The sequence below is a fragment of the Streptomyces sp. PsTaAH-124 genome, assembly GCF_000373685.1.
Taxonomy (GTDB): domain Bacteria; phylum Actinomycetota; class Actinomycetes; order Streptomycetales; family Streptomycetaceae; genus Streptomyces; species Streptomyces andamanensis.
In genome coordinates this window covers 306412-328835 of the sequence record NZ_KB892202.1, presented here as the reverse complement: position 1 = coordinate 328835, position 22424 = coordinate 306412, and the positions used below count along the sequence as shown (strand labels likewise).

Below are 22424 nucleotides of genomic sequence, written 5' to 3'. Positions count from 1 at the left end.
CGCTCAGCGGACCTGCTCGGGACGCGGCCGGACCGTCCCCCTGTCCGGCTCCGGCATGTCCGCCTCCGCCCGGTCCGCCTCCGGCATGCCCTCCGCCTCCGGCCGCCTCCGCGGCCGCGAGCGGGACACCGCCACGCCCGCCAGGCACAGCACCCCGCCGCCCAGCGTCAGCAGTCCGGGCACCTCGCCCAGCGCCAGCCATGACATCAGCACCACCAGCGCGGGCACGGCGTACGTCGTCGCGCCCATCCGGGTCGCGCTGGTCCGGGCCAGGGCGTACGCCCAGGTGGTGAAGGCGAGGGCGGTCGGGAACAGGCCGAGGTAGACCACGTTGAGCGTGGCGGTCAGCGGCGCGCGGACGGCCTCGTGGACGAGCTGCCCGGCGAACGGCAGACACGCCACCGCGCCGACCAGGCACCCGAAGGCGGTCACCTGGAGGACGCTCGCCCGGCCCAGCGCGGGCTTCTGGGCGACGACCCCGCAGGCGTACGCGACGGCCGCGAGCAGGCACAGCGCCACACCCACCACCGAGGAACCGCCCGCCCCGGACATCGAGAGCCCCACCGTCACCGCCCCGGCGAACGACACCCCCATGCCCGCCAGCAGCCGCGGCGGCATCCGGTCGCCCAGCAGCCGTGTGCCGAGCAGCGCGATCAGCAGCGGGCCGATGTTCACCACCAGGGCGGCCGTCCCGGCGTCCACGCGCTGCTCACCCCAGTTGAGGGCGACCATGTAGAAGCCGAACCACAGCAGACCCGATAGCGCGATCCCGCGCCACGCCTCCCGCGGCGGCCACCCCTCCCGCCGCACGAGGCACAGCGCCCCCAGCGCCACGGCCCCGGCCAGCAGCCGTCCGAGCGCCAGCGCCCCGGGTGAGTACGCGGCTCCCGCGCTGCGGATCGAGACGAAGGCGGAGGCCCACAGCACCACGGTGACCGCGGCGGCTCCGGCTGCCAGTCGGGACGGGGGCAGGAGCTGGTGATGACGCATCATGTCTCCGGAGGCTAGGCGGGGAGGTGAAGGGAAAGCTCGCGGATTCCGGACACCGGGGCCGCGGGACGGCCGTCAGCCGAGTGCCGTGCGCTCGACGCCGAGCAGCTCGTAGAGGGCGGTGGCGCCGACCGGGGTGACCCGTACGGCGCGTTCCGAGCCGATGCGTTCGCACCAGCCGGTGTCCAGGGCATGGCGGCACAGGGCGGCGCCCGCCGCGCCCGCCAGATGGGGGCGGCGCTCCGTCCAGTCCAGGCAGGCGCGGGCGAGCGGGCGCCGCCCCCGCCGGTCCAGCACGATGCCCGCCGAGGCGAACCACCCCAGCCCCGCGTCCGTGAGCGCGAACCCGGTGCCCGTACCGCCGGTGCCCGTGCCACCCGCCCCCGTGCCACCGGAGCCCGTACTGCCCGGGTCCGTACCGCCGGTGCCCGCACCGGCGTCCGTCCGCAGCAGGCCGCGCGCGGACAGCGCGTCCGTCACCGCGATGCCGAGGCGCCCGGCGAGATGGTCGTAGCAGGTGCGCCCCCGGGCCATCGCGGAACCGGCGCCCGCCTCGCGCAGGGTGCGCGGACGGCGGGCCGCGGGTGCCGCCCGCGCGGCCAGGTCCTCCACCAGCTGGGCCGCCCGCGCGTCGGCGAGGCGGACGTACCGGTGGCGGCCCTGCCGTTCCTGGGCGAGCAGGCCGCCCGCGACGAGCCGGTCCAGATGCGCGCTGAGCGTGGAGGCGGCCACGCCCGCGCGCCGGGCCAGCTCACCGGCCGTCCAGGCCCGCCCGTCGAGCAGCGCCAGCAGACAGGCGGCGCGGCTCTCGTCGGCGATCAGTCCGGCGAGCGCCGCCAGCGCGGGTGCCTGCGGATCCTTGGGGGTCATGCGTCCCAGGATGGGGTACGGACGGTTCGGCGGGCGCCGAAGTGTGGCCGCGGGGGCTACGCCTCGGCGCGGGCCTGCTCGTACTGGTGCGCCAGCCCGTCCAGCAGCGCCGCGAGCCCGGTCGCGAAGGCGCGTTCGTCGATCTTCTCCTGCTGCTCGGCGAGCAGATGGGCCTGGCCGAGGTGGGGGTAGTCGGCGGGGTCGTAGGCGCCCGCGTCGTCCGGGAAACCGGCCGCGAAGGAGCCGAGCGCGGAGCCCATGACGAAGTAGCGCATCAGCGCGCCGACCGAGGTGGCCTGCGCGGGCGGCCAGCCCGCGTCGACCATCGCCCCGTAGACGGCGTCGGCCAGGCGCAGCGCCGCCGGGCGGCGGCCGGGGCCGTGCGCGAGGACCGGGACGATGTTGGGGTGCGCGCGCAGGGCGGCCCGGTAGGAGACGGCCCAGTCGTGCAGCGCGGTCCGCCAGTCGCGTCCGTCCTCGAACATCGACAGGTCGACCTGGGCGCTGACCGAGTCCGCGACCGCCTCCAGGATCTCGTCCTTGGTGCGGAAGTGGTTGTAGAGCGAGGGGCCGCTGACACCCAGTTCGGCCGCGAGCCGGCGGGTGGAGACGGCGGCCAGGCCCTCCGCGTCCACCAGCTCCCGCGCCGTCGCGACGATGCGGTCGGTGCTGAGGAGGGGCTTGCGCGGTCGGGCCATGGCGCACATAGTAGGGCTGCGGACTAAAACTAGCAGTGGTAATTTAATTGTTCGGCTTTCAAGGTCCAGGGTCGGCAGAGGCCCGGGATCCGGCATCTGTGGGGTGATCCGTCATGCATCTCGGGCTCAGCGAGGAGCAGACAGCGGTACGGCAGCTCGCCCGGGACTTCGTCGCACGGGAGATCGCCCCTCACGTCGTCGCCTGGGACCGCGCCGAGGAGGTCGACCGGGGCATCGTGAAGAAGCTCGGCGAGGTCGGCTTCCTGGGGCTGACCATCGACGAGGAGTACGGCGGCTCGGGCGGCGACCACCTCGCGTACTGCCTGGTCACCGAGGAGCTGGGCCGCGGCGACTCCTCCGTGCGCGGCATCGTCTCCGTCTCGCTCGGCCTGGTCGCCAAGACGATCGCCGCCTGGGGCGACGCGGAGCAGAAGCGGCGCTGGCTGCCGGGTCTGACCTCCGGCGCGTACGTCGGCTGCTTCGGCCTCACCGAGCCCGGCACCGGCTCCGACGCGGGCAGCCTCACCACCCGGGCCGTGCGCGACGGCGACGACTTCGTCCTCGACGGCACGAAGATGTTCATCACCAACGGCACCTGGGCCGACGTCGTGCTGCTCTTCGCCCGCTCCACCGATGCCCCCGGCCACAAGGGCGTCTCCGCCTTCCTGGTGCCCACCGACACCCCGGGCCTGACCCGCCGCACCGTGCACGGCAAGCTCGGGCTGCGCGGCCAGGCCACCGCCGAGCTGGTCCTTGAGGGCGTGCGCGTCCCCGCCTCCGCCCTGCTGGGCGAGGAGGGCAAGGGCTTCTCGGTCGCCATGTCGGCGCTGGCCAAGGGGCGGATGTCGGTGGCCGCGGGCTGTGTCGGCATCGCGCAGGCCGCCCTCGACGCGGCCGTGCGGTACGCGGGCGAACGCGAGCAGTTCGGCAAGCCCATCGCCCGCCACCAGCTCGTCCAGGAGCTGATCAGCGACATCGCCGTGGACGTGGACGCGGCCCGCCTGCTGACCTGGCGGGTCGCCGACCTCGTCGACCGCGGGCAGCCGTTCGCCGTCGAGTCGTCCAAGGCCAAGCTGTTCGCCTCGGAGGCCGCCGTGCGCGCCGCCAACAACGCTCTCCAGGTCTTCGGCGGCTACGGCTACATCGACGAGTACCCGGTGGGCAAACTGCTGCGCGACGCCCGGGTGATGACCCTCTACGAGGGCACGAGCCAGATCCAGAAGCTGGTCATCGGGCGGGCGCTGACGGGCGTCTCGGCCTTCTGAGGTCCGGCCGTACGGGCTTCCCGGGCGCCCGTCCGCGCGGGCTCCGGGACCCGGCCGCACGGACGTCTGAGTACGCGTCTGAGTACGCCGGCGGATGTGGCGGCGGCCACCTCCGCGGATGCTGGGCCGCATGAGTGACACACCGGTCAAGCACCAGAACACGGCCGCCTTCTACGGCCAGGCCGTCGCCTCCTTCGCCATCGCCATGGCGGCCACCGCCATCGGCATCTTCCGGCTGGACGCCAACGCCTGGGTGCGGTCCTTCCTCGCCATCGCCGTCCTCTACCTCGTCACCTCCGCCTTCACCCTCGCCAAGGTGATCCGGGACCGGCAGGAGGCCGGGCAGATCGTCAGCCGGGTCGACCAGGCCCGGCTGGACAGGCTGCTCTCCGAGCACGACCCCTTCGAGAAGATCTGACCGGCCGCGCCCCGGTCCGCCCCCGGGCCCCGGCCGCAACCGTCCCCACCGGGGATGCTAAGCGCCCGCTCAGCTTCGGCGGTATGGTGGACCCCTTGACGCAGAGAGGGGCGAACGAGCGATGAGTACGGCGCAGGAGACGGCCGGCGGGGACGCGCACCCGTGGGCCGAGGTCACCCCCGACGCGGCCCGGCGGCTGCTCGTGGCCGCGGTGGAGGCCTTCGCCGAGCGGGGCTACCACGCGACGACGACCCGCGACATCGCAGGCCGGGCCGGGATGAGCCCCGCCGCGCTCTACATCCACTACAAGACCAAGGAAGAGCTGCTCCACCGCATCAGCCGCATCGGCCACGAGAAGGCGCTGGAGATCCTGCGCACGGCCGCCCGGCGCGAGGGCAGCGCCACCGAGCGGCTCGCGGACGCCGTCAGCTCCTTCGTGCGCTGGCACGCACGCGGGCGCACCACCGCGCGTGTCGTGCAGTACGAACTCGACTCCCTCGGCCCGGACGCCCGCGCCGAGATCCTCGCGCTGCGCCGCCTGGTCGACGCCGAGGTGCGCGCGGTCGTCGAGGAGGGCGTGGCCGCGGGCGAGTTCGACGTCCCGGACGTGCGCGGCACGACGCTGGCCGTGCTCTCCCTGTGCATCGACGTCGCCCGCTGGTTCAACGTCGAGGGGCCCCGCACCCCGGAGGAGGTCGGCGCGCTCTACGCCGACCTCGTGCTGCGCATGGTCGGTGCCCGGCCGGACGCCGCTCGGCCGTAGGTCAGAGGTAGTAGCGGGAGACCGACTCCGCCACGCACACCGGCTTGTCGCCGCCCTCGCGCTCCACGGTGAAGGCGACGCTCACCTGCACCCCGCCCTCGACGTCGCGCACACCGGTGACCGACGCCGTGGCACGCAGCCGGGAGCCGACCGGCACGGGGGAGGGGAAGCGGACCTTCTCGGTGCCGTAGTTGACGCCCATCCTCACGCCCTCGACCCGGATCAGCTGCGGTCCGAACAGCGGGAGCAGCGACAGGGTCAGATAGCCGTGCGCGATGGTCGTGCCGAAGGGGCCCGCCGCGGCCTTCTCCGGGTCCACGTGGATCCACTGGTGGTCGCCGGTCGCCTCGGCGAACAGGTCGATCCGCTTCTGGTCGACCTCCAGCCAGTCGGTGTACCCCAGCTGCTCGCCCACCGCCGCCCTCAGCTCGTCGGCGGAGGTGAAGATCCTCGGCTCTGCCATCTGCCCGGCCTTTCGCGTCGCCCATCGTCCCGTATGTCTAAGCAACTGCTTAGCATGCTCGGTGCGACGGCCCCTGTCAACGGAACCGGCCCGGACGCGGTGGGTAGGCTCTGAGGAGTGCCCCAGATTCCCGAGAAGATCAACGAGCTGACCGTGGGCCAGATGTCCGCCCGCAGCGGCGCGGCCGTCTCCGCCCTCCACTTCTACGAGGCCAAGGGCCTGATCAGCAGCCGCCGGACCACGGGCAACCAGCGCCGCTACAGCCGTGACGCGCTGCGCCGGGTCGCCTTCGTCCGGGCCGCCCAGCGCGTCGGCATCCCGCTGGCCACCATCCGCGCGGCCCTCGCCGAACTCCCGGAGGAGCGCACCCCCACCCGCGAGGACTGGGCCCGCCTCTCCGCGGCCTGGCGCTCCGAACTCGACGAGCGCATCGAGCAGCTCAACCGCCTGCGCGACCACCTCACCGACTGCATCGGCTGCGGCTGTCTCTCCCTGGACACCTGCGTCCTGTCCAACCCGGACGACGCCTTCGGCGACCGCCTGACCGGCTCCCGCCTGATGGCCGAACGCCCCGGCGCCACTGCCCCCGCCGACCGTCCGCACGGCCCCTGACCCCACTGCCCACCGCCCGCCACCCGGACCGGCGCCGGGGGACACCGAGGTCCGCGCGGGCGACCCGGCCCCGGCACCACCGGCACCGGACGCTGCCCGTCGAAGTCGGGGCCGGCCAAGGGCCTCACTGCCTCCGGCCGCGCCCTGGCACGGGGCGCGGCCGGTGCGCCTGTTCAGGCGGGCGCAGGCGTACGCGGGCGCCGCCGCCGGGGGAGGCACGCCTCCCGGTTGCGCCGCTGCGGCGGCCCGCCGCGCGGCACGGCGTGGCCACCGGCGGCACCCCGGGGGAGGCGTGCGCCTCCCGAAGACACCGCCGGGGCGGCCCGCCGCGCGCTACGGCGTCGGCACCGGTGGCGCCGGACGGGGTAGAGAGGAGCCGCGGGCGGCTGTCCCGGGTTGCGTCCCGGCGCCTGGCGCGCGCCGGTGCACCCGTTCAGGCGGGCAGGCTCGGGTCAGCGCGTACGCGGTACTACCGCAGGGAGACGGGCGTGCCGTCCCGGAGCGCCGCCCAGGCGTCCGCCCCGACCGACGTCCCACCGGCGGAGCCCCGTGCGATCCTGGTGTGTCCGCGGAAGCCCCCGGCCGGGCAAGCCTCCCTGCCACCCGTCGCCCGACGCCCCTGCGGGCGCCCGCCCCGGTGGCACGCTCGCCCCGCCTACGCGCCCCCCGGCGCGACACCCGGCCCGACCGACGTCCCACCGGCAGAGCCACGTGCCGCCCAAGTCCGCCCCCGGAAGCCCACTCCCCGGACAACCCCGGCCGGGCAAGCCTCCCCGACGCCCTCCGCCCAAAACCCCTCCGGGCGCCCCCGTCCGCTCCGCCCGCGGCCTACAGCCCGCCGTCCTGACGGCGGACCAGGTGCAGCGCCTGCGTGACCAACTCGGCGTTGGACGTGGCGGGTTCGCCGTCGGGCAGGTGGAGGGTGTCCTCCAGGCCGATGCGGGTGGGCAGGCCGAGCCGGGCCGCCAGGGTGAGGACGGGCCAGGTGCCCGCCTCCTCGCCGTGCAGCAGGACCGGGCGGCCGTGCGCGTCGCCGACGGCGGTCAGCAGGGCGCGGGCGGACGCCCCGGCGCTCGCGGCGGCCGGGTCCGTCACCTCCGCCAGGACGCGCAGCACCCGGGGAGCGAGCGGCGAGGCGGCGAACCGGGCCGGGCCGTCCGTGCCCGACCACAGGCCGGCCTCGACGCCGACGCCCCGGTCGAGCAGGGCGGCGGCCAGCTCCTCGGCGCCCGGCTCGTGCCAGTTGACCGAGGCGAGGTCGGGCAGCACCGTCCAGTCCCGCACCCGCGCGAGGCGGGCCGCCGGACCGGGCTCCGTCCAGGCGCCCGTGGTCACCCCGACCGGCACCGTCACCCGCTCCCTGATCGCCTCCACCGTGGCCGCCACCACGCGGGGCGACAGGCTCTCGCGCCCGCACGGCGTACGCGGATGGACATGCACCTCGGTGGCGCCCGCAGCGACGGCCGCCGCCGCGGACCCGGCCGCCTGGTCCGGGGTGAGCGGCACCGTCGCGCCGTCCCGGGCCGTACGGGAACCGTTCAGACACACCTGCATGCCGGCGACAGTGCCCCGGACCGCGCCCCGGTACTCCTCCCCGGCGGCTGTCCGGCGCCGTCCGGTGGCGGTCCGGCTCAGGCCGACACCAGCAGCCGCCGCCCGCGCCGGGCGTCCGCCAGGGCCGCGGGGGTGAGCACGGGCCGCGGGACCAGGATGCCGCAGTCCGCGCAGACCGGTCCCGAGGACGGCTCGTGGTCCAGGCCGTACCGCCACACCAGGCGCTCCGCGCCGCACACCGGGCACGCCGCGCCCGGGTCGCGCTCCAGCGCGGCGATCAGCCGGCGCAGCACCTCGGCCAGCGGCTCGCCGGGGTGCACCCGGGGGTCGTCGCACCAGGCGACCCCGAAGCCGCCCCAGGTCAGCCGGTGCCAGTCGTCCACGCTGCCCGGCCGGCGCAGCCCGTCGTGCTTCTCCTTCCTGCGCCGCCCGGCGAACTCGGCCTCGTAGGCGAGCCACACCGAACGCGCCTCCTCCAGCTCCTCCAGCGCGGCCACGAGCCGCACCGGGTCGGGGGACCTGTCCTCCGGGCCGAACCCGGCGCGGGAGCACAGATGGTCCCAGGTCGCCCGGTGCCCGTAAGGGGCGAACCGCTCAAGGCACTTGCGCAGTGAGTAGCGCCGCAGTGCCAGATCGCACCGCGGGTCCCGCACCTGTCTCGCCAGACTCCGGAAACCGGCCATCGCCCTGCACCTCCGTCACACCTGCACCTGCTACTTCGGTCACTTCGGCGCCGTCGTACGGATGGGTCGTACCGACGTCGTCGGATAGACGCGTCTGCCCGCGATTCGGCTCCATCCGATTTCCGGTGTCCGCCACAGCTTCGCCCTGATCGACCGTCATGTCCGTCACGCAGACTCCAAAAAGTGACGCGTGTTCATCTTCCAAGTCGGAGCTACCGCCGGTAACGTCCCGCCCCACCCCCGTCGGGAGGAGCAGTCATGCCACGGCGCACCCCACTCAGCGCGCTCGACAGAATGAGAACTCCCCGCAGATTCCCCGGGTTCCTGAAGACCGCATCCGTATGCGTCCTCATTGCCGGTCTTTTGTCACCCTTTTCCCAAGCGGTTGCCGCGAGCGGCACGCCGAAGGCCGCGGCCGCGGACGACTACTGCGGCGGACAGTGCTCGGACATCCTGCCGCCGGGCGAGAACGGCAACGCCACCCTCGCCCAGATCCTCCTCAACCAGGCGTTCGGCACCCAGCCCGGCCACGCCGAGGACCAGCTCGGCCCGTACGCGAACCTGGCCAAGGGCTACCCGGCGCTCACCACCGACAAGATCAACACCTTCTTCAACGACGCCTCGTTCGGCGTCCCCTCCGGCCAGGTCGCCTCCAGCGAGAAGCCGGCCGGCCGCGGCGACGTCACCATCGTCCGCGACAAGAAGACGGGCGTACCGCACATCACGGGCACCACCCGCTACGGCACCGAGTTCGGCGCCGGGTACGCCGCCGCCGAGGACCGGCTGTGGCTCATGGACGTCTTCCGGCACGTCGGCCGCGGCCAGTTGACCTCCTTCGCGGGCGGCGCCCCCGCCAACCAGGGCCTCGAGCAGCAGTTCTACCGCAACGCCCCCTACACCGAGGCCGACCTCCAGGCGCAGATCGACACCGCCGTGGCCAAGAACGGCGAGCGCGGGCAGCAGGCCCTCGCCGACGTGAACGCCTACCTCGCGGGCATCAACGCCTACATCGACGCCTCCGACCCCGGCCGCTACTTCCCCGGCGAGTACGTCCTGACCGGGCACAAGGACGCCATCACCAACGCGGGCACCATCGACCACTTCAAGGTGACCGACATGGTCGCGCTCGCCTCGGTGGTCGGCTCGCTGTTCGGCGCCGGCGGGGGCGGCGAGGTGAACAACGCCCTGTCACTGCTGGAGGCCCAGGCCAAGTACGGCGTGGCGGAGGGCACCAGGGTCTGGGAGTCCTTCCGCGAGCGCAACGACCCCGAGGCCGTCCTCACCCTGCACGACGGCCAGAGCTTCCCCTACGCCGCCAAGCCCGCCTCCGCGCAGGGCGAGGCGCTGCCCGACGCGGGCTCGGTGACGGCCGAACCCCTGCTGTACGACCGTACCGGCAGCGCGAAGAGCCAGGCCGCGACGGGCACAGCGGACACCGTCGCGAAGAGCGCCCTGTCCTCGGCCCGCCGGGGCATGTCCAACGCCCTCGTCGTCAGCGGCGCGCACACCGCGAGCGGCCACCCCGTCGCCGTCTTCGGGCCGCAGACCGGCTACTTCGCCCCGCAGCTGCTGCTGCTCCAGGAGATACAGGGGCCGGGCATCAGCGCCCGCGGCGCCTCCTTCGCGGGCCTGAGCATGTACGTCGAACTGGGCCGCGGCCAGGACTACTCGTGGAGCGCCACGACCTCCGGCCAGGACATCATCGACACCTACGCCGTCGAGCTGTGCCAGGACGACCACCACTACCTCTACCACGGCACCTGCACCGCCATGGACCAGGTGCAGCAGGCCAACGCGTGGAAGCCCACCGTCGCCGACGGCACCGCGGCCGGTTCGTACACCATGCGGGTGTGGCGCACCAGGTACGGCCCGGTCCAGTACCGCGCCACCGTCGGCGGCAAGAAGGTCGCCTACACCACCCTGCGCTCCTCCTACCTGCACGAGGCCGACTCCATCATCGGCTTCCAGATGCTCAACGACCCCGACTACGTCAAGGGCCCGCAGGACTTCCAGAAGGCCGCGCAGCACATCAACTTCACCTTCAACTGGTTCTACGCCGACTCCCGCCACACCGCGTACTACAACAGCGGCGACAACCCGGTGCGGGCCGCCGGAGTCGACGCCGAGTTCCCGGTGTGGGCGCAGCCCGCCTACGAGTGGCGCGGCTGGGACCCGGCCGCCAACACCGCCGACTACACCGCGCCCGCCGCGCACCCCAACTCCGTCGACCAGGACTACTACATCTCCTGGAACAACAAGCAGGCCGAGGACTACGCGGCCGCGCCCTGGGGCGAGGGCTCGGTGCACCGCGGCAACCTGCTGGAGGACCGGGTGAAGAAGCTCGTCGCGGCCGGCGGGGTGACCCGCACCGCGCTGACGCAGGCGATGGCGGACGCGGCCGTCGCCGACCTGCGCGCCGAGGACGTGCTGCCGAAGCTGCTGAAGGTGATCGACAGCGCGCCGGTCACCGACACCGCGGCCGCGGCGGCGGTGGACAAGCTGCGGGCCTGGCTGACCGCGGGCGCCCACCGCACCGAGACCTCGGCCGGCTCCCAGAAGTACGCCGACGCGGACGCCGTCCGCATCCTCGACGCCTGGTGGCCGCTGCTCGTCAAGGCCGAGTTCGAACCGGGCCTCGGCAGCGCCCTGTACACCGCCTTCGGCGCCAACCTGCCCGTCGACGAGGCGCCGTCCGCCGGACACGGCCCGACCGGCTCGCACGCCGGAAGTGCCTTCCAGTACGGCTGGTGGAGCTATGTCGACAAGGACATCCGCGCGGTCCTCGGCGAGCAGGTGAACGGCCCGCTGGCGCAGAAGTACTGCGGCGCCGGCAGCCTGACCGCCTGCCGCGACAGCCTGCTCGGCACGCTCAAGCAGGCGGCGGGAATGACCGCGGCCCAGGTCTACCCGGGCGACGACCAGTGCTCGGCGGGCGACCAGTGGTGCGCCGACTCGATCGCCCAGCGCGCCCTGGGCGGCATCAAGCACGGCAGGATCAGCTGGCAGAACCGGCCCACCTACCAGCAGGTCGTGGAGTACACCTCACACCGGTGACGCCGGGCCACCCCCGGGCCCCGGCGGTGAGGGTGCCGGCGGCGGGTCAGCGCACACGACCCGCCGCCAGCACCAGCCGGGCCAGCTCCGGGTGCACGATGTCGCTGTGCGCACCGGCCGGCGGCCCGCCGCTCCTGATCACCGCGGACGCGTCCACGTTCACGCACCCGGCGGCGGGCAGCGGCCCGCGCAGCGCGTCGGCCAGGGTGCACGCGCGCGTGCCGGGCACCCCCTGCACACCGTCGTGCCCCAGGGCGCCCCACCGGGGACCGAGCAGCGCCCCGATGTCCACGCCGAGCACCGACCGGTCGTCGCCGGACAGCCGCGACGCCAGCGGATAGAAGGTGCCGAGCGCCGTGTCGTGGCAGGAGTGGCAGCACACCACGGGCCCGTCGACCCGGTGCTCCTGGCCCTGGAGCACCCCGCCCGTACGCGGGTCGCCGGGCAGCCGGGCGGCGAACGCGTAGTGCGAGAACGCGCCCTGGAGCAGCGTCACCGACTTCACCGCCCGCACCCGCGCGGGCAGCCCGCGCAGCGCGAACGACACCAGCCGCCCGCCGAAGCTGTGGCCCACCAGATGGATCCGCAGCTCGGGCACCGCCTGCGCGAGCCGCCCGACCACCGGTCCGAGCCCGCGCTCGCCGACCGTGCCCGCACGCCGCTTCATCGCGTAGTACGCCGCCTGCCGCAGCAGTTCCTTGGCGCCCTCCCACGGGTCCGGCAGCGCGAACGCCTCCGTGCCGCCGGACGCCTCGAGACCCGCGAGGGCGGCGGCGAACTCCGCGCAGACCTCCGCGGCGGGCCGGGTGAACATACGGGGACCGCTCTCGGGGACGCCCTCCGCCACCGTGTCCGCCGCGAAGTGCGCCTGCGGCCCCGCCGGCACCACCTCCACCAGCAGCCGCACCAGCCGTCCGAACTCCTCCTCCGCCCCCTGCTCGCGCGGCCGCTCGTCCAGCATCCGCACCAGCCGGTCCACCACCGTGGCCCGCCCCGGGAACGTCTCCAGCAGCGCGTGCCGGGTGTCCTTGTCGAGGGCGGGGCCAGGCGTTGAGGCGGCGGCGGAGCGCGGGAAGTCGGGGATCGGCTCGTCGCAGAACCGCATCGACGGCCAGATCACCCCCACGTATCCGACCCGCGCGCCCGGCGCGAGGTCCGGCACCGGGGCGAGGAAGCGCCGGTAGAGGAGGGTGGCGCCGGTGCGGTCGTTGTTCCAGCCGTGCGCGAGGACGATCAGGTCGCGCACCCCGCTCGCACCCGCCTGCGCGAGCAGCCGGTCCCGCTCCGGGCCGTCCACGTCCCCGTCCGCGTCGAACGTCAGCTCCCAGTAGGGGGCCGGATTCGTCCCTGGTTCCGTCATGACCGTCCCCCTCGTCCCGAAGCGGTGCGATGTGGGATGCATCGTCCCGCCGCCGGGGCGAGTTGGCCATACGTCAGGACGGGCGCGGAAGAGGAGTTCCCCGGCACGCCGCCGCCGTGCGCCGCGCCGGTGCGCGCCTCACCGGTACAGCAGATGGCGCCCGCGCGTACGGCGGAAGGCGGCCAGCTCGGTGCGCCAGCCGCCGACCACCTCGTCGGTGTCCGCGCCCGCGTCGATCATCGTGCGCACCCGGGCGGATCCGGTGAGCTTGTCGATCCAGTCGTCCGGGCGCCAGGCGAAGCCGCTCCAGACCCGCTTGGCGGTCACCAGCAGCGCGATCCCGGTGCGCAGCGGGTCGAAGGCGGCCCGGTCGTGCACATGGATCTGCACCCCGCCGACCGTCTTCCCCTCGAACTTGGAGAACATCGGCGCGAAGTACGCCTCGCGGAAGCGGACCCCGGGCAGGCCGAGCGCGTTCGCCGCGTCCGCCCAGCGGCCGTCCAGGCCCTGGGCGCCGAGCAGTTCGAAGGGGCGGGTGGTGCCCCGGCCCTCGGAGAGGTTGGTGCCCTCGAACATGCAGGTCCCCGCGTAGACGAGCGCCGTGTCCGGGGTCGGCATGTTCGGGCTCGGCGGCACCCAGGGCAGCCCGGAGGCGTCGTAGAACGAGGACCGGTCCCAGCCGGTCATCAGCACCGTCTCCAGCCGCACCGGGGTGGCCAGGAACTCCGCGTTGAACAGCCGCGCCAGCTCCGCGACCGTCATACCGTGCGCCTGGGCGACGGGCTGCCGCCCCACGAAGGTCGCGAACTCCTTGTGCAGCACCGGCCCCAGCGCCTCGCGGCCGGTCATCGGGTTCGGCCGGTCCAGCACCACGAACCGCTTCCCGGCGAGCGCGGCGGCCTCCATGCAGTCGTACAGCGTCCAGATGTACGTGTAGAAGCGGGCGCCCACGTCCTGGATGTCGAAGACCACGGTGTCCACGCCGGAGGCGGTGAACACGTCGGCCAGCGGCTGCCCGCTCTTGAGATACGTGTCGTACACCGGCAGCCCGGTCGCCGGGTCGTCGTAGCGGCCCTCGGAGCCGCCCGCCTGCGCGGTGCCGCGGAAGCCGTGCTCGGGCCCGAACACGGCGCGCAGGTCCACGCGGCGGTCGGCGTGCATCACGTCCACGATGTGCCGGACGTCCCGGGTGACGCCGGTCGGGTTGGTGACGACGCCGACGCGCTGCCCGGCCAGCGCCGCGTAGCCGTCGGCCGCCAGCCGCTCGAACCCGGTCCGCAGCGGCCGGCCCCGGCCCCGCGGTGCCGCCTCGGCCTGCGCGGCGGGGCCGGCGGGGACGGTGGTGGCGGCCACCGCGGCCGTGGTGGCGAGCAGACTCCGACGGGACAGCTTCATCCGGTGACCTCCGTGATCGCGGGCGGGTGTCATGCCCACGCACGCTAGCGTGCGCCCCGCCGTCAGGGAACGAGCCGGGAGTTAGCTGGGAGCGAGCCGGGAGCGAGCCGGCGCACGCCCGGCCCGAACACCTCTTCCCCGCGGCATACCGACCGGTTAGTGTGTCGCCGCGGAGCCGATCCGCGAGCGCGTCGGACCAGGGCGAAGGAGATCGCTGGTGGAAGCCGTTCAGGGTGCGGGCGTGGTCGTCACCGGGGCCGGAGCGGGCATCGGCGCGGCCCTGGCCCGCCGGTTCGCCGCCGAGGGGGCCAGAGTCGTCGTCAACGACCTCGACGCCGCGAAGGCGGCGGCCGTCGCCGCCGAGACCGGCGGCATCGCACTGCCCGGCGACGCCTCCGCGATCGTCGCCGACGCCCGCGACGCGCTCGGCGGCACCGTCGACGTCTACTGCGCCAACGCGGGCCTCGGCTCGGCCGGCACCGAGGCCGCGGGCGAGGAGGTCTGGGCGCGGGCCTGGGACGTCAACGTCATGGCCCATGTGCGCGCCGCCGAGGCGCTGCTGCCCGGCTGGCTGGAGCGCGGCGCCGGCCGGTTCGTCTCCACCGTCTCCGCCGCCGGACTGCTCACCATGATCGGCGCCGCCCCCTACAGCGTCACCAAGCACGGCGCGTACGCCTTCGCCGAGTGGCTGTCGCTGACGTACCGCCACCGTGGGATCAAGGTTCACGCGATCTGCCCGCAAGGGGTGCGCACCGACATGCTGGACGCGGCCGGGAGCGCGGGCGACCTGGTGCTCAGGCCGACCGCCGTCGAACCCGCCGACGTGGCCGACGCCCTGTTCAAGGGCATCGCCGAGGACCGCTTCCTGATCCTGCCGCACCCCGAGGCGGCCGGCTTCTACCAGGCCCGCGCCACCGACCCCGACCACTGGCTGGCCGGCATGAACCGCATCCAGCGCACCTGGGAGCAGGCCCGGTGAGCGCCGCCCCCGCCTCCCGGTACGCGGCCAGGCCGTGGCTGCCGCTGCTCGACGACGCCCAGCGCGCCCCCGTCCACCCCGCCGACTCCCTGGTGCACGCCCTGCGCCGGTCGGCCGCCGAGACCCCCGACCGCACCTTCCTCGCCTACTTCGACGCCCGCCTCAGCCACCGCGAGACCGACGAGTTGAGCGACTCGGTGGCCGGACACCTCGCCGCGCGCGGCCTGCGCCCCGGCGACCGGGTGGCCGTCGTCCTCCAGAACTCGCCGCACTTCGTGCTCGCCGTCCTCGGCGCCTGGAAGGCGGGCGCGACCGTCGTCCCGGTCAACCCGATGTACAAGTCCGCCGAGGTCGCCCACGTCCTGAAGGACGCCGAGGTCGGCGCGCTCGTCTGCACCGACCGGGCCTGGGACTCCTTCCTGCGCGCCACCGCGGCCGGCTCGCCCGTGCGGATCGTCCTCACCGCCTGCGAACGCGACTTCCAGACCCGCGACGACCCGCGCGCGCTCGCCTTCGAACGGCTGCCCGAGGCGCCGGACGCCGACGACCTGACGGCCGTGGCCCGCGCCGGACACCCGGCCCCCGCCGTGCCCGCACCGGCCCCCGGCGACCTCGCGCTGATCAGCTACACCTCGGGCACCAGCGGCACCCCCAAGGGGGCCACCAACACCCACGGCAACATCATGTACAACGCCGAGCGCCAGCGCACCGGCCTCGGCCTGCCCGAGGCGCCCGTCTACTTCGCGCTGGCACCGCTGTTCCACATCACCGGCATGGTCTGCCAGTTCGGCGCCTGTCTGAACAGCGCGGGCACCCTGGTCCTGGCCCACCGCTTCGAACCCTCCCTCGTGCTGGAGGCGTTCGCCGAGCACCGCCCGCACTACACCGTCGGCCCGTCCACCGCCTTCATGGCGCTGGCCGCCCACCCCGCCGTCACCCCGGACCACTTCTCCTCCTTCCACGTCATCTCCTCGGGCGGCGCGCCCCTGCCGCCCGCGCTGGTCGAGGCGTTCCGCGCCCGCTTCGGCCCGTACATCCGCAACGGCTACGGCCTCACCGAGTGCACCGCGCCCTGCGCCTCCGTACCGCCCGGCCGTGAGGCTCCCGTCGACCCGGTCTCCGGCACCCTCGCCGTCGGCGTGCCGGGACCCGACACCGTCGTACGCATCGTCGACGACACCGGCGCCGAGACGCCCTTCGGCACCCCCGGCGAGATCGTCGTCAGTGGCCCGCAGGTCGTCCCCGGCTACTGGCGGCGCCCCGACGCCACCGCCGAGACCTTCCCCGGCGGCGAACTGCGCACCGGCGACATCGGCTTCATGGACGAACAGGGCTGGCTGTACGTCGTCGACCGCAAGAAGGACATGATCAACGCGTCCGGCTTCAAGGTCTGGCCGCGCGAGGTCGAGGACGTCCTCTACACCCATCCGGCGGTGCGCGAGGCGGCCGTCGTCGGCGTGCCCGACGCCTACCGCGGCGAGACCGTCAAGGCGTACGTCAGCCTCCGCCCGGACGCCGCGGCGGAGCCGGACGCGCTCGCCGCGTACTGCAAGGAGCGGCTGGCCGCCTACAAGTACCCGCGACAGGTGGAGATCCTGCCGGAGCTGCCGAAGACGGCGAGTGGGAAGATCCTCCGGCGGGAACTGCGTTCACGGGGTGACCGCGACGGCACCGAGCAGGACCCACGACACCCGTAGCACCAAGGAAAGGCAGGTGGCGGCAGTGCCCAGGACGACGGAATCGGCCGGGACCCCCGTGCCCCAGCGGCTGCTGGCCGCCGCCACCCGGCTCTTCGCCGCCCAGGGGTACGACCGCACCTCGGTCCAGGAGATCGTCGAGGCGGCCGGCGTCACCAAGGGCGCGCTGTACCACTACTTCGGCTCCAAGGACGACCTGCTGCACGAGGTGTACGCGCGCGTGCTGCGCCTCCAGCAGGAGCGCCTCGACGCCTTCGCCGACGCCGACGAGCCCGTGCAGCAGCGGGTCCGCGACGCCGCCGCCGACGTCGTCGTCACCACCATCGACAACCTCGACGACGCCTCGATCTTCTTCCGCTCCATGCACCACCTGAGCCCGGAGAAGTACAAGCAGGTGCGCGCCGAGCGGCGGCGCTACCACGAACGCTTCCGCGCGCTCATCGAGGAGGGCCAGGACCAGGGCGTCTTCTCCCGGGCCACCCCCGCCGACCTGGTGGTCGACTACCACTTCGGCTCCGTCCACCACCTGTCCACCTGGTACCGCCCGGACGGCCCCCTCACCCCGCAGGAGGTCGCCGACCACCTGGCGGACCTGCTGCTGCGGGCGCTGCGTCCGTGAGGTGAACCGGCGGGGCCGCAGCGCTCGGATCCCGGGGCCGCGGCCCCTGACCGGCCGGCCTCCGTGAGCACCACCCGGCGGCCGTGCTCCGCCCCCGGTCACGACCTGCGGCACTGTGGGCCGTCTCCTCGTGTTCCTCCGCGCCCTCGCCCGCGCGCCGGGTTGCGGCGCGGGCGGGTGGCACGGAGGGTCGGTGCCATGAAGGGCATCAGCTACCGCCGCTACGGCGGACCCGAGGTGCTGGAGTACGGGGACGTGCGCGACCCGAAGGTCGGCCCCGACTCGGTGCTGGTCGAGGTGCGGGCCGCCGCCGTGAACCCGGTCGACTGGAAGTGCCGCGAGGGCTACCTGGACGCCCTCCTGGACCCCGTCTTCCCGGTGGTGCCCGGCTGGGACCTCGCCGGGGTCGTGGTCCGGCCGGGCGCGGCGGTCACCGAGTTCTCCGCCGGGGACGAGGTCATCGGCTACGTCCGCGAGGACTTCCTGTCCCGCGGCACCTTCGCCGAGTACGTCGCCGCCCCGGTGCGCACGCTCGCCCGCAAACCGCGCGGCCTCTCCTTCGCCGAGGCGGCGGGCATCCCGCTGGCCGGGCTCACCGCCCACCAGGTGCTCACCGGGGCGCTGCGGGTCGGGCGGGGCGAGACCGTGCTCGTGCACGCCGCAGCGGGCGGGGTCGGTTCGTTCGCCGTCCAGCTCGCCGCCCATCTGGGCGCCCGCGTGATCGGCACGGCGAGCGAGCGCAACCACGCCTATGTGCGCTCCCTGGGCGGGGAGCCGGTCAGCTACGGCGAGGGCCTGGCGGAGCGGGTGCGCGGACTCGCGCCCGAGGGGGTGGCCGCGGTGTTCGACACGATCGGCGGCGAGACCACCAGGATCTCCGCCCAGCTGCTCGCCCCCGAGGGCCGCCTCGCCTCCATCGCCGACCCGGAGGTCACCGACTACGGCGGCCGCTACTGCTTCGTCCGCCCCGACGCCCGGGACCTGCTGCACCTGTCCGAGCTGGCCGAGCAGGGGGTGCTGAGCGTGCACGTGGCGCAGACGTACCCGCTGGCACGGGCGGCGGACGCGCTGCGGCACAGCGAGGAGGGCCGGACCCGGGGCAAGATCGTCGTGACGGTGGACCGGGAGACGGCGGCCTAGCGGCCCCGGGCCGCTCCCGCCGGAGCGGCCGGGGGCCGCCTCAGAGGACCAGCACCGACGCGCACAGAGCCAGGGCCACCGTGCAGAGCACCGCCGCGGTGGCCAGCCGGGGGGTGAGGACGGGCGGGACCGCCGTCCGGGCCAGGGCGCGGATACGGCTCTGGGCCACCAGCAGGAAGCCCAGCCACAGCAGGAAGCACAGGGCGCAGACGAGCACCCCGGCGGCCGAGACACCGCCGTACAGCGCCGCCTTCACGGCGAGCACGGCCACCACCGTGCCGGACAGCGTCGTACGGCGCCACGCGAGCCGCGTCCGCTCCGGCTGGAGCCCGGGATCGCGCCCGGCGGCAGCCGCCCGCGCACCGCCGCCCGCGCCCCCGGTGTCCCCGCGACCCTCGTCCGCCCCGTCCGCGCCGCTCACCCTGCCCGCCCCGCTCACCCCGCCCGTCCCGCGAGGACCACCACGACCATGGCGACGGCCACGACGGCGACGACCAGGCTCAGTACGGCGGGGAAGCGGGAGGCGGGCAGGTCCTCGCCGCGCCGCATCGCCCGTTCGCAGCGCACCCAGTGGTCGACGGCGCGCAGACAGCACAGCACCCCCGCGCCGAGCAGGGCGAGGGCCAGACCGACGCGCCAGGCCCAGCGCAGCCCCGGCAGGAACTGGTCCACGGCGAACCCGCCGCCGATCAGGGCGAGCGCGGTCCGCAGCCAGGCCAGGAAGGTCCGCTCGTTGGCCAGCGAGAAGCGGTAGTCCGGGGTGCGGCCCTCCTCCCTGACCTCCTCGGGGGCGAACCACAGGCGGACGTTCCGTACGAAGTCGATCACGGTGGGGACCCTACCCACGCGCGGCTCCGGCGGACGCCGGGGGCCGGGGTCACCCCGCCGCCCGGTACGCCTTCAGCCGCTCGTACGCGGCGAGGCCGTCCGGCACCCACTCCCACGCGCCGAGCCGCCGCTCGACCTCGTCCTCGGACAGGAAGCCGTGCCAGGCGACCTCCTCGGCCTGCGGGCGCACCGGCAGTTCGCAGCGCACCCGGTACACCGCCGACCACCAGCTGTGCCCGGCGCCGTCGTCGTACAGGAACGTGAACAGATGCTCGGGGCGCGGCAGCCCCGTCACCCCCAGCTCCTCCTCGGCCTCGCGCAGAGCCGCGTCGTCGTAGCTCTCCCCGGCGCCGACGACACCGCCCACGAACAGGTCGTACAGGGACGGGAAGACCAGCTTGGACGCGGTGCGGCGGTGGACGAAGAGCCGTCCCCCGGCGTCCCGCGCCTCCACGAAGACGCAGCGGTGCCGCAGCCCGCGGGCGTACACCTCCCCGCGGGGCGCCTGTCCGACGACGCGGTCGTCGGCGTCGACGATGTCGAGGATCTCCTCCGCAGCGCTCATGCCCCCATCCAAGCAGCCCGTCCGGCACCGGGAGCGGGCGCACCGCACGCAGCGGGCCCGGCGGCCGGGCTCAGCGCGGCTGGAGCTTCCGCTTCTGCTCGGGCACCGAGGCGCCGCACGGCATCGCCGGATGCAGGCCGAGCAGCACGATGCCCGCCACGATCGCGGCCAGGCCCGCCGCCTCCCCGGTCAGCGCGGCGACGTCGGTGCGCAGGCGGTCGCCGAGGAAGCCGACCCCGCAGGCGATCCCGGCCAGCGGCTCGGCCGCGGTGAGCGCGGGCAGCGACATGCGCAGCGGCGCCGTCTCGAAGGCGCTCTGCACCAGGATCAGCCCGGTGACGCCGATGACCAGCAGCCCGTACGGCTGCCAGCCGGTGAACAGCTCCGACCAGCCGCCCGCCGAGAACCGCTGCCCGCTCACCCGGGTCAGCGCGTCCTGCACGCCGTACAGCAGCCCCGCGGCCACCGCGAGCAGCACCGGCCCCCAGCTGAGCCGGGACCGCTTGGCGTAGGTGGTCAGCAGCAGCGCGAGGCCGACCATGGTCCCGATGATCAGCCAGTGCCGCAGCGGATCGGTGACCGCGCTGCCCGCCCGGGGCCGGCCCGCCAGGATGAACGCCGTCACACCGCCCGCCAGCAGCGCGAGCCCCAGCCAGCCCTGGCGGCCCAGCGGCTGCCGGGTCTGGCAGCGCGACAGCGCCAGGGCGAACAGCAGATTGGTGGCGAGCAGCGGTTCCACCAGGGAGATCTCGCCGTGGCCCAGGGCGACGGCGCCGAGCACCATGCCGAGCACCATCAGCCCGAGCCCGCCCAGCCAGCGCGGCACCCTCATCAGGTCCAGCAGCAGCCGGGGCGAGAGGAAGTCGCTGAGCGGAGCGCGCTGGGCGGCGTTCTGCTGGAGGACGAAGCCGAAGCCCAGGCAGCACGCGGCGCTCACGGCGAGAGTCAGAACCAGAACCGACACGCTGCGTACCTCGATCATCCGGCCGGGCCACGGGGTGCGTAGGGGCCGACTCTAACGTTCCAGGGCACTGTCCGCCGGTGCGTGTACCCGGATCCGCGCGCTCGACCCGGCCGCTGCGGTCCGTCCGGAAGGGCGGCGGCACGGCGACACGGCCATGGTGGGCCGCCGCACGGAAGCGCGCCATGGCCTGCGCCACACGGGTGAAGGAACCCCGCGGACCCGGTCCGGCGGCGCTCCGCCCGCCGCCTTCCGCAAGTACCGCCCCTTCACGTCGAGTTGACGCGTGTAACACTCCGGCGGCCCTTGACGCCGGCTGTTGGCTGCGGGTTTGCTGTCCGTGATCGGACGACCAGCGGTCGGTGACCGGGAGCGGACCCGCACCCAGCGGGAGGGACGCGAGCGGCAGGAATCCACGAGCGGCCGGGCCCACCACGACCGGAGAGCGGCGCACACAGCACGACCGAAGAGCGGCGCACCCAGCACGGAAGAGCGACGCACACAGCACCAACGAAGAGCGCGTGAGGAAGTCCCGCGGTGCCCCCACCCCCGCCTCCCCTCGGCCGTGGCCGCAAGCGTGCGGCCCACGCCTTCGACGCCGCTCTCGACGACGCCGAACTCGTCACGGTCCGCTCCGCCCTGGCCCAGGGCCGCTGGCAGGCGGTCCGCTCGCTGCTCGCGCGCACCGGCGACGACTGGGACCGCCGCGCGCACCGCGTCACCGTCCTCGCCCGGGAGGCGCACACCGCCGCCTGGGTCCGCGACTGGCTGCTCGCCGAACCCGAGTCCGCCGACGCGTCCGTACTCCTCGGCGCAGCCCTGGTCGAGCGCGCGCTGCACGGCCGGCAGAAGCCGGACCCGGCCCGCGAGGCGTGCCGCGCGGCGGCCGCCCTCGCGCCCGCCGACCCGACGCCCTGGCTCGCCCTGCTCCTGCTGGAGCGCTCCCTGGGCGCCGAGGAGGACGTGGTCCGCCTCTTCGACGAGGTACGGCTGCGCCACCCGGACCACCACCACGCCCACCACCTGATGGTGGCGGCGCTCGCCGAACGCCACGCCGCCGCCGGCCCCGACCCGCTGCACGAGGTCTACGACTTCGCCAACTGGGCCGCCGAGCAGGCCCCCGCCGACTCCCCGCTGGCCATCCTGCCCGTGGTCGCCCACGCCGAGCGCTACCGCGCGCTGGCCGCGGCGGGCCGGGCGGGCGCCGACCCGGCCGGCTGCGGGCACTGGGCGGGCCGCAGGGCCAGACAGGTGATGAAGACCGCCTTCGACTGGTGGCTGGAGTGGGGACAGGAAGGCCATCCGCGGCGCATGGTCGACCTGAACTACCTCGCCCACGCCAAGCACTGCGAGGGCCGCGCAGCCGAGGCCGCCGCCCTCTTCCTGCGCATCGGCGACCACGCCACCGAGCACCCCTGGTCCTACCCGGAGCGGGACCCGTACACCGCCTTCCGCACCGCCCGCGCCGCCGCGCTCGGCACCGCCTAGCGCGCCTCCCGGCCCCCGCAAG

Annotated in this window: 22 protein-coding genes; 10 read left to right on the top strand and 12 right to left on the bottom strand. The window is 74.6% G+C overall.

Going from position 1 to position 22424, the window contains the following annotated elements; genetic code table 11:
• Positions 1–3: 3 nt before the first annotated feature.
• The 3 genes from B086_RS0131425 to B086_RS0131415 form a co-directional block, all read right to left on the bottom strand.
• Positions 4–993, bottom strand: a complete 990-nt coding sequence (locus B086_RS0131425) for a DMT family transporter (RefSeq protein ID WP_018570407.1) — start codon at positions 991–993, stop codon at positions 4–6.
• A 72-nt stretch (positions 994–1065) separates the two neighbouring features.
• Positions 1066–1860, bottom strand: a complete 795-nt coding sequence (locus tag B086_RS0131420) for an ArsR/SmtB family transcription factor (RefSeq protein ID WP_018570406.1) — start codon at positions 1858–1860, stop codon at positions 1066–1068.
• A gap of 56 nt (positions 1861–1916) precedes the next feature.
• Positions 1917–2558, bottom strand: coding sequence for a TetR/AcrR family transcriptional regulator (locus B086_RS0131415; RefSeq protein WP_018570405.1), 642 nt, complete (start codon positions 2556–2558; stop codon positions 1917–1919).
• Between the two features lie 113 nt (positions 2559–2671).
• On the opposite strand from B086_RS0131415, the gene B086_RS0131410 reads away from it, so the two are divergent.
• From B086_RS0131410 to B086_RS0131400, 3 genes are all read left to right on the top strand, one after another.
• Positions 2672–3823 carry an acyl-CoA dehydrogenase family protein gene (locus tag B086_RS0131410; RefSeq protein WP_018570404.1) on the top strand — a complete coding sequence of 384 codons (1152 nt, stop codon included), beginning with the start codon at positions 2672–2674 and terminating at the stop codon, positions 3821–3823.
• A 130-nt stretch (positions 3824–3953) separates the two neighbouring features.
• Complete coding sequence (locus tag B086_RS0131405) at positions 3954–4241, top strand: YiaA/YiaB family inner membrane protein (protein ID WP_026252962.1); 288 nt, start codon at positions 3954–3956, stop codon at positions 4239–4241.
• 121 nt (positions 4242–4362) lie between these two features.
• The gene (locus B086_RS0131400) at positions 4363–5004 is read left to right on the top strand and encodes a TetR/AcrR family transcriptional regulator (RefSeq protein WP_018570402.1); all 642 of its coding nucleotides are present in this window, start codon (positions 4363–4365) and stop codon (positions 5002–5004) included.
• Between the two features lies 1 nt (position 5005).
• Here B086_RS0131400 and B086_RS0131395 read toward each other — a convergent pair whose 3' ends face one another.
• Positions 5006–5467, bottom strand: a complete 462-nt coding sequence (locus B086_RS0131395; RefSeq protein WP_018570401.1) for a MaoC family dehydratase — start codon at positions 5465–5467, stop codon at positions 5006–5008.
• 117 nt (positions 5468–5584) lie between these two features.
• Here B086_RS0131395 and soxR point away from each other — a divergent pair, with 117 nt between their 5' ends.
• Positions 5585–6079 (top strand): redox-sensitive transcriptional activator SoxR, encoded by a 495-nt coding sequence (soxR, locus tag B086_RS0131390; RefSeq protein ID WP_018570400.1) that lies wholly within the window; start codon positions 5585–5587, stop codon positions 6077–6079.
• Positions 6080–6907: 828 nt separating this feature from the next.
• Here the strand turns inward: soxR and B086_RS0131385 are convergent.
• Positions 6908–7633: a 3-keto-5-aminohexanoate cleavage protein gene (locus B086_RS0131385; protein WP_018570399.1), complete on the bottom strand. Its 726-nt coding sequence runs from the start codon at positions 7631–7633 to the stop codon at positions 6908–6910.
• A 77-nt stretch (positions 7634–7710) separates the two neighbouring features.
• A complete protein-coding gene (locus tag B086_RS0131380) occupies positions 7711–8316 on the bottom strand; it encodes a hypothetical protein (RefSeq protein ID WP_018570398.1) in 606 nt (201 codons plus the stop codon).
• A 258-nt stretch (positions 8317–8574) separates the two neighbouring features.
• Here B086_RS0131380 and B086_RS0131375 point away from each other — a divergent pair, with 258 nt between their 5' ends.
• On the top strand, positions 8575–11370 hold the full coding sequence (locus B086_RS0131375; protein WP_026252961.1) for a penicillin acylase family protein: 2796 nt from the start codon (positions 8575–8577) through the stop codon (positions 11368–11370).
• A gap of 46 nt (positions 11371–11416) precedes the next feature.
• Here the strand turns inward: B086_RS0131375 and B086_RS0131370 are convergent, their stop codons facing one another.
• Positions 11417–12730 carry a hypothetical protein gene (locus B086_RS0131370; protein ID WP_018570396.1) on the bottom strand — a complete coding sequence of 438 codons (1314 nt, stop codon included), beginning with the start codon at positions 12728–12730 and terminating at the stop codon, positions 11417–11419.
• A 138-nt stretch (positions 12731–12868) separates the two neighbouring features.
• Positions 12869–14125: an exo-beta-N-acetylmuramidase NamZ domain-containing protein gene (locus tag B086_RS0131365; protein WP_018570395.1), complete on the bottom strand. Its 1257-nt coding sequence runs from the start codon at positions 14123–14125 to the stop codon at positions 12869–12871.
• Between the two features lie 214 nt (positions 14126–14339).
• Here B086_RS0131365 and B086_RS0131360 point away from each other — a divergent pair, with 214 nt between their 5' ends.
• From B086_RS0131360 to B086_RS0131345, 4 genes are all read left to right on the top strand, one after another.
• Positions 14340–15104 (top strand): SDR family oxidoreductase, encoded by a 765-nt coding sequence (locus B086_RS0131360; protein ID WP_026252960.1) that lies wholly within the window; start codon positions 14340–14342, stop codon positions 15102–15104.
• A complete protein-coding gene (locus B086_RS0131355) occupies positions 15101–16801 on the top strand; it encodes a class I adenylate-forming enzyme family protein (protein WP_018570393.1) in 1701 nt (566 codons plus the stop codon). The genes B086_RS0131360 and B086_RS0131355 overlap by 4 nt, the downstream gene beginning before the upstream one ends.
• Positions 16802–16826: 25 nt before the next feature.
• Positions 16827–17420: a TetR/AcrR family transcriptional regulator gene (locus B086_RS0131350; protein ID WP_026252959.1), complete on the top strand. Its 594-nt coding sequence runs from the start codon at positions 16827–16829 to the stop codon at positions 17418–17420.
• Between the two features lie 198 nt (positions 17421–17618).
• Entirely contained in the window at positions 17619–18560 is a 942-nt protein-coding gene (locus B086_RS0131345) for an NADP-dependent oxidoreductase (protein WP_018570391.1), read from the top strand.
• Positions 18561–18600: 40 nt separating this feature from the next.
• Here B086_RS0131345 and B086_RS0131340 read toward each other — a convergent pair whose 3' ends face one another.
• From B086_RS0131340 to B086_RS0131325, 4 genes are all read right to left on the bottom strand, one after another.
• A complete protein-coding gene (locus tag B086_RS0131340; RefSeq protein WP_051115960.1) occupies positions 18601–18981 on the bottom strand; it encodes a DUF202 domain-containing protein in 381 nt (126 codons plus the stop codon).
• 14 nt (positions 18982–18995) lie between these two features.
• Positions 18996–19388, bottom strand: a complete 393-nt coding sequence (locus B086_RS0131335; protein WP_018570389.1) for a YidH family protein — start codon at positions 19386–19388, stop codon at positions 18996–18998.
• 49 nt (positions 19389–19437) lie between these two features.
• Entirely contained in the window at positions 19438–19953 is a 516-nt protein-coding gene (locus tag B086_RS0131330) for an NUDIX hydrolase (RefSeq protein ID WP_018570388.1), read from the bottom strand.
• A gap of 70 nt (positions 19954–20023) precedes the next feature.
• The gene (locus B086_RS0131325) at positions 20024–20917 is read right to left on the bottom strand and encodes a DMT family transporter (RefSeq protein WP_026252958.1); all 894 of its coding nucleotides are present in this window, start codon (positions 20915–20917) and stop codon (positions 20024–20026) included.
• 534 nt (positions 20918–21451) lie between these two features.
• Between B086_RS0131325 and B086_RS0131320 the strand changes: the two genes are divergently transcribed.
• On the top strand, positions 21452–22402 hold the full coding sequence (locus B086_RS0131320; protein WP_018570386.1) for a hypothetical protein: 951 nt from the start codon (positions 21452–21454) through the stop codon (positions 22400–22402).
• The last annotated feature ends 22 nt before the right edge of the window (positions 22403–22424 follow it).

Coding starts and splice junctions, on each gene's coding strand:
- B086_RS0131425 (WP_018570407.1), bottom strand. CDS start 993: ATGATGCGTCATCACCAGCTCCTGCCCCCGTCCCGACTGGCAGCCGGA.
- B086_RS0131420 (WP_018570406.1), bottom strand. CDS start 1,860: ATGACCCCCAAGGATCCGCAGGCACCCGCGCTGGCGGCGCTCGCCGGA.
- B086_RS0131415 (WP_018570405.1), bottom strand. CDS start 2,558: ATGGCCCGACCGCGCAAGCCCCTCCTCAGCACCGACCGCATCGTCGCG.
- B086_RS0131410 (WP_018570404.1), top strand. CDS start 2,672: ATGCATCTCGGGCTCAGCGAGGAGCAGACAGCGGTACGGCAGCTCGCC.
- B086_RS0131405 (WP_026252962.1), top strand. CDS start 3,954: ATGAGTGACACACCGGTCAAGCACCAGAACACGGCCGCCTTCTACGGC.
- B086_RS0131400 (WP_018570402.1), top strand. CDS start 4,363: ATGAGTACGGCGCAGGAGACGGCCGGCGGGGACGCGCACCCGTGGGCC.
- B086_RS0131395 (WP_018570401.1), bottom strand. CDS start 5,467: ATGGCAGAGCCGAGGATCTTCACCTCCGCCGACGAGCTGAGGGCGGCG.
- B086_RS0131385 (WP_018570399.1), bottom strand. CDS start 7,633: ATGCAGGTGTGTCTGAACGGTTCCCGTACGGCCCGGGACGGCGCGACG.
- B086_RS0131380 (WP_018570398.1), bottom strand. CDS start 8,316: ATGGCCGGTTTCCGGAGTCTGGCGAGACAGGTGCGGGACCCGCGGTGC.
- B086_RS0131375 (WP_026252961.1), top strand. CDS start 8,575: ATGCCACGGCGCACCCCACTCAGCGCGCTCGACAGAATGAGAACTCCC.
- B086_RS0131370 (WP_018570396.1), bottom strand. CDS start 12,730: ATGACGGAACCAGGGACGAATCCGGCCCCCTACTGGGAGCTGACGTTC.
- B086_RS0131365 (WP_018570395.1), bottom strand. CDS start 14,125: ATGAAGCTGTCCCGTCGGAGTCTGCTCGCCACCACGGCCGCGGTGGCC.
- B086_RS0131345 (WP_018570391.1), top strand. CDS start 17,619: ATGAAGGGCATCAGCTACCGCCGCTACGGCGGACCCGAGGTGCTGGAG.
- B086_RS0131330 (WP_018570388.1), bottom strand. CDS start 19,953: ATGAGCGCTGCGGAGGAGATCCTCGACATCGTCGACGCCGACGACCGC.